The sequence below is a fragment of the Adonisia turfae CCMR0081 genome (assembly GCF_011009555.1).
In the GTDB taxonomy this organism is placed as follows: domain Bacteria; phylum Cyanobacteriota; class Cyanobacteriia; order Phormidesmidales; family Phormidesmidaceae; genus Leptothoe; species Leptothoe turfae.
This window is the reverse complement of record NZ_QXHD01000004.1, coordinates 7,097,181-7,112,225: the sequence shown is the minus strand read 5'-3', so window position 1 is coordinate 7,112,225 and position 15,045 is coordinate 7,097,181. Positions and strand designations below refer to the sequence as shown.

The following is a 15,045-nucleotide window of genomic DNA, read 5'->3' as shown; positions in this document are numbered from 1 at the left end:
CCAACCATGTCTCATTCGCATCCTCATACACCTAACCCGTCCCGCTCCTGGCAAGTCCTCAGCAGTCTCGTGATGGGAGCTGGCATAGCAACTGCCGGTAGCTTCTTGGCCTGGTCACCAGAGTCACCGCTGCGGCAAGAAAATCAAGTTGCCGTTGCCCAGACAGCTCCTGCAACGCCAGCCATTGCCCCAACGGCAAACCCTAACTTTATTACCGATGTTGTCACTGACGTCGGCCCTGCCGTCGTGCGTATCGATGCATCACGCACCGTCAGTCAACGGATTCCAGATGTTTTTAATGATCCTACATTTCGTCAATTCTTTGGGGGACGTTTGCCTCAGGGAAGTCAAGAACGCACCGAACGCGGTCTGGGATCAGGCTTTATCATCAGTGATGACGGCAAAATTATTACCAATGCCCATGTGGTCGATGGCGCGGATACAGTGACCGTCACCTTGAAAGATGGTCGCATTTTGGATGGTCGAGTGCTGGGTAGTGACCCTGTAACCGACATTGCAGTGATTAAGGTCGATGAGCGCAATCTGCCTACTGTCCCCCTGGGTAACTCAGATCAGCTGCAACCAGGGGAATGGTCCATTGCTATTGGCAACCCCCTGGGCCTGGATAACACGGTCACAGTGGGCATTGTCAGCGCTGTCGGTCGTTCTAGCAATCAGGTGGGTGTACCTGATAAACGGGTGGAGTTTATCCAGACCGACACAGCGATTAATCCAGGAAATTCCGGTGGTCCTTTGCTAAACCAACAAGGCGAAGTCATCGGTGTGAATACAGCTATCATCAACGGTGCCCAGGGATTAGGGTTTGCCATCCCCATCAACATGGTGGAACGGATTGCGACGGAACTCGCTGACACTGGCGAGGTCCAGCATCCATTTTTGGGCATTCAGATGATTACCCTGAGTCCAGATGTGAAAGAGGATATTAATGCTAATCCCAATAGTGGCCTAACCGTAGAAGAAGACACCGGTATCTTGATTGCTCGGGTACTGTCAGATTCCCCCGCAGCCAGCAGTGGTTTAAGGGCTGGAGATGTGATTACGGCGATTGACGGGCAGGCTGTAGACGAATCGGCAGAGGTACAACGGATCGTCAGCAATGGCAAGGTAGGTCAGCAACTCACCCTTGAAGTGAAAAGGAATGGCGCGGTTAGAACAATTAATGTCAAGCCCGAGAACCTACCTCAATAAGATAAATGCAGGATGAGAGGGCTCTATCGGATGCTGTGTAACGAGAGAGAATCTGCTGCCAGGAGGTACCAGCACTAAGTTTTACTGTAGGGGTAGTATGGCAAACGGCTGCATGTATGCATGCAGCCGTTTGTTGCGTACATAGCTGTTGCCATTTAAGCTTTCAGCAACAACTGATGTTTTGAATTATGTGCGCCAAGCTATATTTTATTTTTGGCAGTTGCGATCGCTCTTATCTACCAGGGTACTGAGCTACCAACCTACGCCTCTAATCTTACCCAGTAAGCTCTCAACCACTTGCAATTGCATGCTCCCCTAGCTGGACTAGCATGCACGTCACTACGTAAACTGACTGGGGTAGCACAAGATAATAACCCCAGAATTAACGCTTCATAATGTCAGGGGATCAGTACGCCACATCAAAGTTTTTTGTATCTGTAACTTGCAATACGTTTTAACACGTTGTACAACTTTAGATGTTAAGCAAAACGCACTAATTAATATCCAGTTATCCAGATTGACCAGTTAGAACCAAGGTATGAAGTGAAGATTTAGCCTTGGCAGGTTAGGAAACGCCTCAGTTCTTGAAGTTACAGTCCTCATTATTACTAACATTTTCAATTCACAGTCTGACTTCGAAGAGAGACTTTAGTTTGGTCTGCCACCATCCGTCCTAGCCTACAGCTAGTATTTTTAATCATGTCTATCTTGTTTGATGCTTCCTTAGTTGCATTACATAGTCAGCACTCCATTCAAAGCCAAGACTTATGGGAAATTTGTGCTTGCGCCCATGATGAAGGCGTAGACGATAATTTCTCAACTTATAGTTTTGACGATTTCCTCGGACTCGCCATCCATCTCTTTATCACAACTCAAGCACAGCACGTTCGCCAACAAATTGCTTTAAAGTTGCACAAATTTGGTAGCGCCATTGTCTCGCCTCTCATTAAAACGTTGCATCAAATGCAAACACAGGAAGAAATTCAGCTCTTAGTTCAACAAAGTCTAGACAGACTAGCACCTCATGCTCTAATAATTGGCTTAAGCCAATTATTAGAGCATGAGGTTGACAATACCTTCAGAACTACTGCAATGCAAAGACTCATGGACTTGATCCATGCTGGCGATCAGACTGTTCTTTTAGTCTTGCCCAAATTGGTGTCTACAAAAACATGGCGTTTAGTTAAGTTGCAGCAGCTCCAAGAAATACCCTATCCCATATTCAACAAAGGATATCAAAACCAGGTTTTCTCTCCTCAAATTAGTGACCCCATCATTCAAAACCAACAGTCTTGTTCTACAGAAAAGAAAAACGATAGTGACAATAAGTTTAATTTATGTAGAGTAAAATAGTAGACTTTTGTTACTGCCAAGCCTGAAACGAGACGCAAGGAATTACTGTATCACTAGTTTTGTTTTAGGCTGCAAAGCTTAAGACTCAATAAAACTGTGTCTTAAACAACACATTTTTTGCGTGTTATTTGATCTGATTAAATTAGTAGCAACCCTAGAGAGCTTTCATTTTGGAAGCTTTGTGAATTCCTATGAGCGATTCTCTCAAAACTCAATCTGCCGAGATCACCACACCCCTTTCAGAAAATCGCACAGGTATCACAGTTGAAGTATTGAAAAAGGCTTTTCTGGACAGCCTCTTTTTTGTCCAGGGAAAACCCGTTGCCTTAGCAACTCAGCATGACTATTACATGGCTCTGGTACATCTCGTGCGCGATCGCATGCTCTATCGGTGGAATAGCACGGCAGAAAGCTATACCCAGGATCGGGCTCGTACGGTTTGCTATTTTTCGGCTGAGTTTTTGATGGGTCCCCACTTGGGCAATAACCTGATCAACATGGGGATTTACAATCAAGTTAAGCAAGCCATAGAGGAGCTGGGGTTAGATTTTGACGCATTATTGGCCCAAGAAGAGGAACCAGGCCTAGGTAACGGTGGCCTAGGACGACTGGCGGCCTGCTACTTGGATTCTCTAGCCTCTCTGGAAATACCTTCGTTAGGCTATGGCATTCGGTATGAGTTTGGCATTTTTCACCAAGAGATTCGTAATGGGTGGCAGGTAGAGCGCACTGACAAATGGTTACGCTACGGCAACCCTTGGGAAGTGGCCCGCCCAGAATGGGCCATGGAAGTGAAATTTGGAGGGCATACTGAAGCCCATGTGGATAACAAAGGCCAGTATCGGGTTCATTGGACGCCAGACCGCGAGGTTTTAGGAATTCCCTACGATACCCCCATTCTGGGTTACCAGGTAAATACCGCAAATACGCTACGGCTGTGGAAAGCGGAAGCAATTGAGTCCTTTGATTTCGCTGTATTCAACGAGGGTAATTATTACGGTGCCGTTGAAGCAAAAGTGTCTTCGGAAAATCTTACCAAGGTGCTCTACCCTAACGATGAAACCTTGGCTGGTAAACAGCTACGGTTAGAGCAGCAGTATTTCTTCGTCTCCTGCTCTTTACAGGATATGTTTCGTATTTTAAAGGGACAAAATATTCCTGTTGAGAAGTTTCCTGAGAAATTTGCGATTCAGCTGAACGATACACACCCTGCGATCGCATCTGTAGAACTCATGCGTCTACTGGTGGATGAGTACCACATGGATTGGAACTTAGCCTGGGAAACCACCCAAAAGACCCTGGCCTATACCAATCACACCTTAATGCCTGAGGCCCTAGAAAAATGGTCAGTCAGCCTCTTTGGCAAGCTGCTACCGCGTCACCTGGAAATTATCTATGAAATCAACGCCAGATTTCTAGAACTTGTCCGCATACGATTTCCTAAAGATACAGCTCGCCAAGCTCGGATGTCCCTAATCGATGAAAGTGGCGAACGCTATATCCGCATGGCAAACTTAGCCTGTGTCAGTAGCCATACCATCAATGGTGTGGCAAAACTCCACAGCGAATTGTTAAAGCAGACCGTCCTCAAAGACTTCTACGATCTATTTCCAGAAAAGTTTTGCAACATGACCAATGGGGTTACCCCCCGTCGCTGGATTGCTCTGAGTAACACCCGTTTAACTCAGATGATTAACCAGCATATTGGCGATAACTGGCTCAAAAACCTGGGTGAGCTACAGCAGTTAGAATCTTTAGCCCATGATGCTGCATTTCAAGAAGACTGGCGCAAGATTAAACAATCTGCCAAGCGAGATTTATCCAGTCGTATTCATGATCAATTTGGCATTCTGGTAGATCCCACCTCCCTATTTGACGTCCAAGTGAAGCGTATCCATGAGTATAAGCGTCAGCATTTAAATGTGTTGCACATCATTACTCTGTATAGTCAGCTCAAACAAAATCCCAACTTAGAAGTTACACCGCGCACATTTATCTTTGGAGGTAAAGCAGCTCCGGGATATCACATGGCTAAGCTGATCATCAAACTGATTAACTCAGTGGGGAATATGATCAACAAAGATCCTGATCTGCATAATCAATTACGGGTGGTTTTCTTACCCAATTACAATGTCACCAACAGCCAGAGAATTTATCCAGCCTCTGACTTATCAGAACAAATTTCCACCGCTGGATTTGAAGCGTCTGGCACTGGCAATATGAAGTTTGCCATGAACGGAGCTCTCACTATTGGGACATTGGATGGTGCTAATGTTGAAATTCGGCAAGCAGTAGGAGAAGACCATTTCTTTCTCTTTGGTTTAACGGCTACTCAGGTCACTGAGCTGAAAGCTAAAGGCTACAATCCTCGGGATTATTATGAAGCTAATCCTTATTTACAGGATGCTATCGACCTGATTGCTTCGGGCCATTTTTCCCAGGGAGATACTGAACTGTTTAGACCCATCCTAGATAAATTGCTGACCGAAGATCCTTTCATGCTGATGGCTGACTATCAGTCTTATGTTGATTGGCAACAGGTTGTTGGTCAGACCTATCGTGACATAGAAGATTGGACCTATATGTCCATTGTAAATTCTATTCGCATGGGTAATTTCTCTTCAGATCGCTCTATCCAGGAGTATTGTCAAAATATCTGGAAGGTTGCTCCATCGCCTATTAATTTTGATAACTATACTAAGTCAGGGCATGGCGGCGGCGGAGAACTGGCTTGTAAGTTAAGGAGCGATCCAGCATAAGCAGACGGTGTTGAAGGCCCCCTTTTGATTAAAGAGTCAACCCTACAGAATTACGGGGGGTTGGGGGCCTGGATAACGGGTAACTTCTTTACCAGAAATGTCCCAAGAATCCTTTAAGGAGCTAACCGTTTAACCTGCCAGCTAGAGGGGTCTTCTGTAAGCGAGTATGCAAAGCGATCATGCAATCGATTGGGTCTGCCCTGCCAAAATTCAAATCGACTGGGAACAACACGGTAACCACCCCATGCTGAAGGTAGGGGAACCTCTTGGTTCTGAAACTTGCGTTTCATCTCATCCAGCTTTAGTTCTAGAACCTGACGAGACGAGATAACTGAACTTTGTTGTGAACACCAGGCACCTATTTGGCTACCCCGTGGGCGTGTGGCAAAGTATTTAAAGGATTCACCTGTGGAAACCTTGACAGCATGACCTGATATGCGCACCTGCCGTTCTAGGGCAATCCAGAAAAATAAGAGGGACACGTGAGGATTTTCATCTATGTGATGTGCTTTTTGACTTTCATAGTTAGTAAAAAACACAAACCCCTGGCGATCAAAATATTTGAGCAGCACCATCCGTTGTGACGGTTCACCAGCCGCCGATACTGTTGCAAGACTCATGGCATTAGGCTCTGGTACATCGCTCTCACAAGCTTGCTGAAACCACTTTTCAAATTGATTAAAGGGATCTAAGTTGAGGTTTTCTCGTCTGAGCCCTTCTCGAATATATTCTTGTCTTAATTCACTAACATCCATGCTGCTTTATGGTTTCTTCCCAAGTATCCAAATCATAAAAGGACTTGTCATGGATTGAAAGTCTCCATAGAAATAATCTCCATATAGCGCTAACACTTTAAACCCGGCATCGCTGAGCATGCTCTCAAATGTCTCCTTTTCAAGCACACTAAACTGAATATCTATAAATCTTTTAGACTGAAGAATACCATACTGATTATAGGTTTCAATAAACTGGAGACCATGGACAACTTTATTCTCAGGATCATAGGTCTCCATAGCCCAAAGCATTAGTGAGCCTGCTCCATTGGGCAGGGGTGGACGGGCTTTTAACTTCAATCTACCATCGACTGTCTTCAACCTAATTTTGGGGTTATGCAGTGAACAGATAAACTGCCCATTTGAGGATAGATGCTTATGGATGCAAGCAAGTGTTCGCTGTTGAGCAATTGGAGAAATGATCTCTGCAAACGATTGAAACGGCAACAAAATACGGTCAAATTGTTTACCTAGATCAAGGTCACAAACATCACCAGTGTGCAGCGTCGCAGAGAAGCCTCGTTGAACAAGCTTTTGCTCTAGAACGGCCAGCATTTCAGGGGACTTATCGACACAGGTAAGCCTCAGTCCTGCCTCAATCAGTGGCAGGGAAATCCGTCCTGTACCACACATGAGCTCCAAAACTTCTGACGATACACCTTTAACTTGGTCAAGCAAAAAAGGAATATCTAGGGTCGTTTGAACATAATTATCGTAAATATCTGCGACATCGGCATACTTAATGGGTTGAGTCATCGATCCAGTACTCCATTTGAACTCAGTGACGATTGCTAAGCCATCATAGTTTGCGTCTGCTGAAGATCGCAGCACACTCACATATCATCAGTGGAACACACGTCTAGACGAATAGAAAAGGTTGCTTATACCACCTCTTTGAACGCACGGCTAAATAAATATAGCTGTCTGCCCGTCTTATTACCTGCGGTTAGCACCAGGGATTCGTTACACTCGTTAACATGGTGTTAGCCAACACACGGATAAAAAGAGTAGGCAGCTGAGTTACCACACACGCATGCTATTTAACTTTGTCTTTACAGTAGTGGCTGAAAAATTTTATGTGTCTGTTTTTGTTAACAAAAGTTAAAATATCGATGTATCCTAGCAAAACAAATCTGATGTGTCGGGCTGCGTTTTGGGATACGAAGCCATTGTTTAAACCTGCCTAGACCGAGATTTGGGAACCTAAGGAATAGCCCATGATCATTTGGCATACAAGACTTCAGCACAGTGTTAAATTGACTGCCGGGTTCGGGTTGGCTATGTTGCTATCCAGCTGTGGTTTCTTTGCCCCCAGCGAAGCCCAGGCAGGTCGTCCAGGTGGCCCTGGTGAAGAAGATAGGCTCGTAGCCGTAGAAACCGCCCGCGCCCAAAGCAGCACCCTCATAGAAGCACTGGAATATACGGGCACTACTCAACCACAGCAACAGATTGCTCTAAGAGCCCAAACCGCAGGTGAGGTGATTGCACTTACTGTAGACGTGGGTGATCTGGTACTGTCAGGCGAGGTTTTAGGGGAAATAGATGGTGGGCTCCTCACCGCTCGGGTGAATGAAGCCCAAGCAGAACTTTCAGTCAGACAGTCAGAAATTGCCCAAGACCAGGTATCCATCGCTGATGCTGAGGCAATTGTTGTCCAGGCCAAAGCGACCAGGGACCAGGCAAAAATTGATGCCGATCGGCTGCGACAGTTGGCCAACCAAGGGGCCGTTTCCCAACAGGCGGCTGAGGCGGCTGAGCTAGCCTTGATTAATGCAGAGCAGGCTGTTAACTCCGCTGAGGCTCAGGTGCAGACCAGACAGAATGCGATCGCAGCTGCCGCCGGTCGGGTCGATGCCCAGCAAGCCGTCGTTGCCGAAGCCAAAGAGCAACTTAGATGGGTAGAGTTAACAGCTCAAACCCCTGCCACTGTTCTCACTCGACTGGTGGATCCCGGTGACTATGTGCAACCCGGAACAACACTCTTAGAACTCGGCGACCTCAGCACCTTAAAAGTTACCATCCAAGTTTCTGAATTAGACCTCGGGCAACTCACCATTGGACAACCTACCCAGATTCGTCTTGATGCCTTTCCAAATCTAGACACTATCATCGGGCGCATTTCCCGCATTTCCCCAGTGGCTGATGCCACATCCCGCCTGGTGACAGTAGAAGTGACCATGCCAAACCCAGATAGTCGTATTGGGAGCGGTCTATTGGCACGGGTAAAATTTACACCACCGGATGGAACGCGAATTGTTGTGCCTGTGAGTGCTTTAGAGAGTGGAACAGAAGAAAACACAATCTTTGTGATTGAAAAAGACAATGAACAGACTACGGTGGTTGCCCGGTCAGTGGAAGTGGGCCAGACCGAACAAGGGCGAGTAGAAATTCTCTCTGGGCTGGAGGCAAGTGAGCCGTTTGTGGTGCAGAGTGATAAGCCTTTGAAAAATGGGCAAGCAGTCAGGTTAAGCATTTTGTCTGAGGGTGTGGGAGAGTAAATAATGAGCCTCAGCAAACTTGCCATTCGTCGTCACATTGCTACGTTGATGCTCTCCGTAGCCATCATCATCTTAGGTCTATTCTTCACCACTCAACTACCAGTAGACCTGCTACCGTCCATTACCTATCCACGCATCGGAGTGCGAGCTGATTCACCCGGAGTGTCTCCCGACGTAGCAGTGGATGAAATCACCCGACCTCTAGAGCAAGCACTCGCCGCTACGGAAGGTGTAGTGCAGATCGTTTCGAAGACACGAGAAGGACGGGTCAGTGTTGACCTATATTTTGAACCGGGTGGCGACATTGACCAGGCATTAAACGACGCTACGGCAACGCTGAACCGTGCTCGGAACCGTTTGCCAGATAACATTGATCAGCCACGGTTGTTTAAGTTTGACCCGTCTCAGTTGCCGGTCTATGAAATGGCCCTCACTTCAGAGAAATTGCAGGGTATGGATCTGCGGGTGTTTGCTGACGAGGAATTAGCGCGGGAGTTATCTACTGTACCGGGTGTGGCGAGTGTCGATGTATCGGGCGGTGTACAGGAAGAAGTTCAGGTCAATCTGGATCCATCTCGGATACAGGCACTGGGCTTAGGAATTAGCGATGTCCTGGATGCTCTTGAAGAGCGTAATCAGGATACATCTGGAGGTCGCATAAAAGGACCCAACAGCGAGCCTCTAACACGGGTTTCTGGTAAATTCCGTGATGCAGAAGAGATTCGGAATTTGCTGTTTGAGGTGGGTGATCAGCAGGTGTATCTGCGAGACTTTGCTGATGTGATAGATGGCACCGAAGAGCAGCGGCTTTTTGTGAACCTGAACGGTCAGCCAGCTGTGAAAGTGAGTGTTCAGAAACAGCCAACAGCAAACACAATTGCTGTAGTAAAGGGAGTTAAGCAGCAGTTAGAGCAGTTTGAAGCCTCTGGTCTGGTGCCCAACGACCTGATCATCAACGTCACCCTGGATGAATCTGTCTTTATTCAAAACTCGATTCGAAACGTAGCAACGGCGGGTTTAACGGGTACTGTTCTGGCTGCCATTGCTGTCTTAATGTTTCTGGGCTCTTTGCGACAGACATTTATTATTGTATTAGCGATTCCCTTAGCCACCCTGGTGACGCTGTTGTTATCAGGACTATTTGGGCTATCACTCAATGTCTTTAGCTTGGGAGGATTAGCCCTGGGCGTTGGCATTGTTGTAGACAACGCCATTGTAATGTTAGAAAACATTGCTAAGGGTGTAGCTCGTAGTCCGCGCCTTGCCATTCGTCAGGCAGAAACCAGCAGTCAAGAATTAGAATCAGCACTGGTGGCTTCCACAACAACAAATCTAGTAGCAGTGTTGCCATTTTTGCTAATGGGCGGATTTATCTCACTGTTGTTTAGCGAGCTAGTCGTTACCATCAGCCTGGCGGTAGCGGCTTCGCTGTTAGTGGCGTTAACGGTGGTACCTGCCCTGGCCGCACGGTTGCTAACAATCAAAGCCTCCAGCAAAGTCGGTACTTTCTGGCCCATACGCTGGTTTGGTCGGCGTCTGCAAGGCTTGACATTGAGCTATGCCAGAACCTTGAGCTGGGTACTACAGCAGAGAATAGCCGTAATAGCTGCAATTATTCTTCTTTTTGGTGGTGGCAGCTGGTTTATGATGCGCCAGATTCCCCAGGAGATTTTGCCCAGCATTAGTAATGGTCAAGCCAGGGTGTGGGTGCAGCTGCCACCTGGAACCACCCTAGAGGAAAACCGTCAGGTGATGGCAGCTCTGGACAACATTCTCATAGAACAGCCGGAATCTGACTATGTGTTTAGTACGTCCGGTGGTTTTCTGTTTGGTAGCACGAGTATCGACAATGCTCTGCGGGGTTCAAGTACGCTCACGCTAAAGCCTGGAACCAATGTGGAAGCGTTTACTGACCGCATGAACCAGGAGTTAGGTCAGTTAAATTTAGTGAAAACGCGTTTACGGGTTTCGCCTGGTTCTGTGCGGGGCTTGATTTTAAGTAACTCTCCTGTTCGCAGCGATGTGGACATTGTTTTGCAGAGTAGTGATACAGAACTGTTGGAACAAGCAGGACAGCAAGTGCTTGATGCGCTGGGTGAGCAAGCTACACTGGCTAGTTATTTACCCGATGCTGATCCGCCTCAGCCGGAAATCCAGATTAGACCTGACTGGGAGCGGGCGGCTGATGTAGGTCTCTCGGCTGAGGAGATTGGTCGTACTGTTGAGACGATTCTCTCGGGAGTGGTGCCCACACAACTGCAGCGCGGTGATCGGCTGATTGATGTACGGGTACAAACACCGGATAGTCTGGTACAGAATCCAGCTCAGCTCAGTCAGCTGCCGCTGTTGAGTAGTAATCAGCAAGTACGCCTGAGTGATGTGGCCAGTATTGAAAAGGGTCAGTCGCTGGGTGAAATTCAGCGGATTAACCAGCGACAGGTGTTTATTATCGAAGGTCGTTTAGCAGAAGAGGCTAGCCTGGGTGAGGCCCTGGATGAGGTGGACCGGGTAATGGAAACAGTAACGCTACCGCAGGGAGTCACTCGTCTACCTAGCTTTAGTGCCCAGAGTAATGAGGCCATTCAAAATGGGCTAGGGCTGCTGGGGGGTCTGGCAGTCTTCTTGGTGTTTACTGTGATGGCAGTGCAGTACAATTCACTGATTGATCCGTTAGTGATCATGTTGACGGTGCCCTTGGCCTTAGCGGGCGGAATTCTGGGGCTGTATATGACTGAGACAGCCATTGGCGCAACGGTGGTTGTGGGGGCGGTGCTACTGGTGGGCATTGTGGTGAACAATGCAATTATTTTAGTGGAGCTGGCGAATCAGATTTATGTGACAGAGGAATGTAGTCGCATGGTGGCTATGCTTAAAGCGGCTCCGCAGCGGTTGCGACCGATTTTGATGACGACGGTGACGACGGCGTTGGGTATGTTACCGTTGGCATTGGGCCTAGGTGAGGGGTCGGAGTTTTTGCAACCGTTAGGTGTGGTAATTTTTTGGGGATTGTCGTTGGCAACGGTGTTGACGTTATTTGTAATTCCTTGTTTTTATACGTTGTTGCATGGGTCTGGCTTCGGCTCTGCTCACCCAGCACAAGCTACTGCCCAGCCTCTGGCTGAGCACACTCCACCCAGGCTACGCCTGTAGGAGATATTTGTAGAGGCAGAAGGTCTTGTACCTATCCTGGGTAACCAACGCTACCCACTCGATCTCGCACAGCAAAAATTCTGGTTAATGGCCTTAGATGTTGCGGGGTGGGCACAAGGCACCACCCCTACGAGATTATCTCACTGCATAAATAAGGGAGAATCTAGCTAACCGATTTTTGCTTCAACGAAGATAACACCAGCAGCTAAAGGTTTAGGCTCACAGGTTAGATCATCACGTTTTTCTTGAATATTTTTAAGCTTAACTTCCAGCTCTCGCTTAACCTTTTTAAGTTGTCCCTCTGTTGCTGGAATAATTTGGGTTTTACCCGCCTGACGAAAACGTTCTAAACGAGATTCTAATTCACGCTGTTTACGTTCAGCAAAGGCACGCGCACTCTTTTCTTGAATATTGCAACGATTCTCGTTATCAATATAGAAATCTTCAAGTGCCTGGTTAAATGCTGTATCAATATGTGCATCACAGGTCAACAAACATGCAAGCACACCGTCAATATCCTCAATGAAATTTTGTGCATTGGGCTTTATCTGCCCTTGTTTCATTAGCGTAGAAAGTATGGCCTCAGAGTCTTGATCGGATAGGACATGGCCATCGTCTATACGAATAATTTTGTAAGCGATTTGACTTTCTGTTTTAATGCCTGAAAATGTCCAGCGGTGCACTGAATAGGCATACAGTCCGGATGATAAATCGGTCTCGTCTACCTGTGTTTTAATGGCAGATACTGGATGTAGAGTTTGCTCCGACGTAGTATATCGCTCGCGAATCCATAGAATCAGAGGATGGGTGGGGTCTAAAAGCTCATTGCGCTTACCCATACTGCCTGAAATTTTAGGGTCAAAAAAGCAGCTCACGGGTCTACCTGACTTATGTAGCTGTGTCGGCGTAGCGCAGCGATTTTTACCTATAAAAAATTGTAGATCAATCTTGGCCTGCTCGGATAATGTAATGTTATAAAGCTTAGGTTCATTGGGTTTTGGCTCAATGAGCGTACCAGGGTAGTAACGAGAAAAACAATCTTCTACAAAGGCTAGCAGTTCGTCGGGTTGAAGCCATCGTCCCTGATCTCGACTCTGATTGATAGAGTCCAAAATGTGATCTGCAAAAGCTAACATATTGACAGCTTCGGTCTCTAACTCATTTTGCAGAAGCCGTTTGTTAATAAGTGCCTTACTTGTTAGGACCGCTTGTTCTTCTTTCTCTTCAGGGGTTAAATCGGCAGAGAAAAGATCAACTAATAGTTTCTCGGTAGCCTGACCTAAAATGCTTTCAAGATCACCAATGCTCTCTCTGAATATCTGAATACGATCATAAAGTCGTTCGAGGATTCTTTCCTCAATAGTATCGACCAGGCTAAAATTAATAATTGAAATGCGTTCTGCTGGTTGACCTAATCGATCTAAGCGTCCAATGCGCTGCTCTACCCGCATCGGGTTCCATGGCAGATCGTAGTTGATCAGAAAACGGCAATGCTGAAGATCAATGCCCTCGCTGCCCACCTCAGAAGATAACAGAACCGAAGGGCCATTATCTTGGCGAAACTGTTCGACGGCTGTCCATTTATCGTCTCCCATGTCTCCCATGATTAGGCAGTTAGAAATGTTAGCAGCCTCTAAACGGCGCTGTAAGTACTTTAATGTCCCTCGAAAGTAGGCAAAAATAACAAATTTTTCGTTAGAGTTTTTCTTGAGTTCTTTTTCGAGAAAGCCTTGCAGCTCTGAATACTTGCTATCACAAGACTCTAACTCTCGAATGTTGACTTTCTTCAGGGCTGAAGGTGTGGCAACAGATAATGGACTGGTACTCCTTTGCTCCGGTATTTTGCCAAAATCTTCCCACAGGGCTTCGTCAACCAGAGCACTCAGAGAAGCATCATTCTGCCAAGCTTCCAGCGCAGCTACCATGCAACTGGCCATTTGACGCTGCTTTGAGATTAGCTGAAAGAGTGGTGCCCCTTTTTTGCCCTTACTCTGTTCACGAATATATTCACTAACGCGATCATAGACCTCTTGTTCTAAGGATGAAAACCTGACCTCAAGTGTCTGTGGATCACGCTTAACCCGATTGCTTAAGACATCGCGTTTACGGCTACGGGTAATATACTGTCCTAGTAAAGAAACTTTTTCAAGTTTGTAGCCAAGTTCAATCCGTTCGCTTTCATCAACTTGGTTCAGACTTGATAAACTCTGCTGGATTTGCTCAAGTAAAGGATTATCCGCAAAGTAACCAGAGGTGGAGGCCCGCTGTAAAGCTTCGCGAGCTTTGGCAGGCTCTGGCGGGCTAGCCCACAAATGGCGCAATGCATGAACAACGGGTTCGTTTGCCTCCAGCATATTGTTAAAAATATCAGCATTAAAAAAATCGTCAGGGCTGATGATGCGCAGTATCTGATACAGATTAGAGCTATCGGTTTGAATCGGTGTGGCCGTAAGCAGAATGAGGTGTTTGGTGGCATCACGAATCAGCTGCCCTACTTGATTACTCGCCGTTGTTGCATTACGCAGGTAGTGGGCTTCATCAATGATGGCAAGATCAAACAGGCTCAGGGACTCACTGCTGGGGTTAGCATCTAACAGACGCGCTAGCTCATCACGGGCATTGGCAGCCTTAATACCTTCCCAGTTGCGCCCTGGACGTAATCCTTCAAGACTTGCGATACAGACAAACGCTTGCGGTTTCTGGTGCTCAAGACATAGCCTCACTCGACGCAACAACTCTTTTGCATCAACAATATCCGCGAAAATATTAAACCGCTGTCGCAGGTCATCTTGCCATTTTTGGCGTAACATCGCCGGGCACACAATCAACAAGCGCCTGGCATCTTCTCGGGTCTGGAGTTCTTTCCAGATGTACATGGCTTCAATGGTTTTACCAAGGCCCACTTCATCTGCAATCAAAAGACGCCCTACCGGAGAGTTAAGGAACTTAAGAACCGGCTTAAACTGATGGGGATAGAAATCTGTCTGGCTAGCCTCCATACTGTAAAACACGTTTGTCAGCTGACCTTTCACTTTCTCAAAGGTGAGAATCCGTCGCAGATCATCTGGCCCGCCAAATCGCCCCTGCCGCATTAAGCCTTCAATGCTTTCATCATCACAGCAGAGTTCAAGGAGGTTTTTTGGGCGGTATATCTTTTCGGCAGGGCCAAATTCGACTTCTACCAGGATACGATTGCCCAATCGTCTGATACGCCCAGTTGTTTGCCCCCGTTTACCAGGATTGGATTTTAGTCGGACGTCTTGTCCTGGGACTTCCGGATTCCAGTTATTCGTTGATGACATG

8 protein-coding genes are annotated in these 15,045 nt (G+C 46.9%); 5 read left to right on the top strand and 3 right to left on the bottom strand.

The genetic code is table 11. The features are described from left to right. Positions 1–6 precede the first annotated feature (6 nt). The 3 genes from DXZ20_RS34350 to DXZ20_RS34340 all read left to right on the top strand — a co-directional run bounded on the left by DXZ20_RS34350 (position 7) and on the right by DXZ20_RS34340 (position 5,321). Positions 7–1,209, top strand: a complete 1,203-nt coding sequence (locus DXZ20_RS34350) for an HhoA/HhoB/HtrA family serine endopeptidase (RefSeq protein ID WP_163660640.1) — start codon at positions 7–9, stop codon at positions 1,207–1,209. A gap of 699 nt (positions 1,210–1,908) precedes the next feature. Next, positions 1,909–2,562 (top strand): hypothetical protein, encoded by a 654-nt coding sequence (locus DXZ20_RS34345; protein WP_163703048.1) that lies wholly within the window; start codon positions 1,909–1,911, stop codon positions 2,560–2,562. A gap of 191 nt (positions 2,563–2,753) precedes the next feature. Then, the gene (locus DXZ20_RS34340; RefSeq protein ID WP_163703047.1) at positions 2,754–5,321 is read left to right on the top strand and encodes a glycogen/starch/alpha-glucan phosphorylase; all 2,568 of its coding nucleotides are present in this window, start codon (positions 2,754–2,756) and stop codon (positions 5,319–5,321) included. Positions 5,322–5,434: 113 nt separating this feature from the next. Here the strand turns inward: DXZ20_RS34340 and pdxH are convergent, their stop codons facing one another. Then, a complete protein-coding gene (gene pdxH, locus DXZ20_RS34335; protein ID WP_163660634.1) occupies positions 5,435–6,076 on the bottom strand; it encodes a pyridoxamine 5'-phosphate oxidase in 642 nt (213 codons plus the stop codon). A gap of 6 nt (positions 6,077–6,082) precedes the next feature. Beyond that, positions 6,083–6,850 carry a class I SAM-dependent methyltransferase gene (locus tag DXZ20_RS34330; RefSeq protein ID WP_163660632.1) on the bottom strand — a complete coding sequence of 256 codons (768 nt, stop codon included), beginning with the start codon at positions 6,848–6,850 and terminating at the stop codon, positions 6,083–6,085. Between the two features lie 461 nt (positions 6,851–7,311). Here DXZ20_RS34330 and DXZ20_RS34325 point away from each other — a divergent pair, with 461 nt between their 5' ends. Beyond that, positions 7,312–8,592 (top strand): efflux RND transporter periplasmic adaptor subunit, encoded by a 1,281-nt coding sequence (locus tag DXZ20_RS34325; protein ID WP_163660630.1) that lies wholly within the window; start codon positions 7,312–7,314, stop codon positions 8,590–8,592. Between the two features lie 3 nt (positions 8,593–8,595). Next, entirely contained in the window at positions 8,596–11,742 is a 3,147-nt protein-coding gene (locus DXZ20_RS34320) for an efflux RND transporter permease subunit (protein WP_163703046.1), read from the top strand. A gap of 167 nt (positions 11,743–11,909) precedes the next feature. On the opposite strand, the gene DXZ20_RS34315 is transcribed toward DXZ20_RS34320, so the two are convergent. Further along, positions 11,910–15,044 (bottom strand): SNF2-related protein, encoded by a 3,135-nt coding sequence (locus DXZ20_RS34315; protein ID WP_163703045.1) that lies wholly within the window; start codon positions 15,042–15,044, stop codon positions 11,910–11,912. Between the last annotated feature and the right edge of the window lies 1 nt (position 15,045).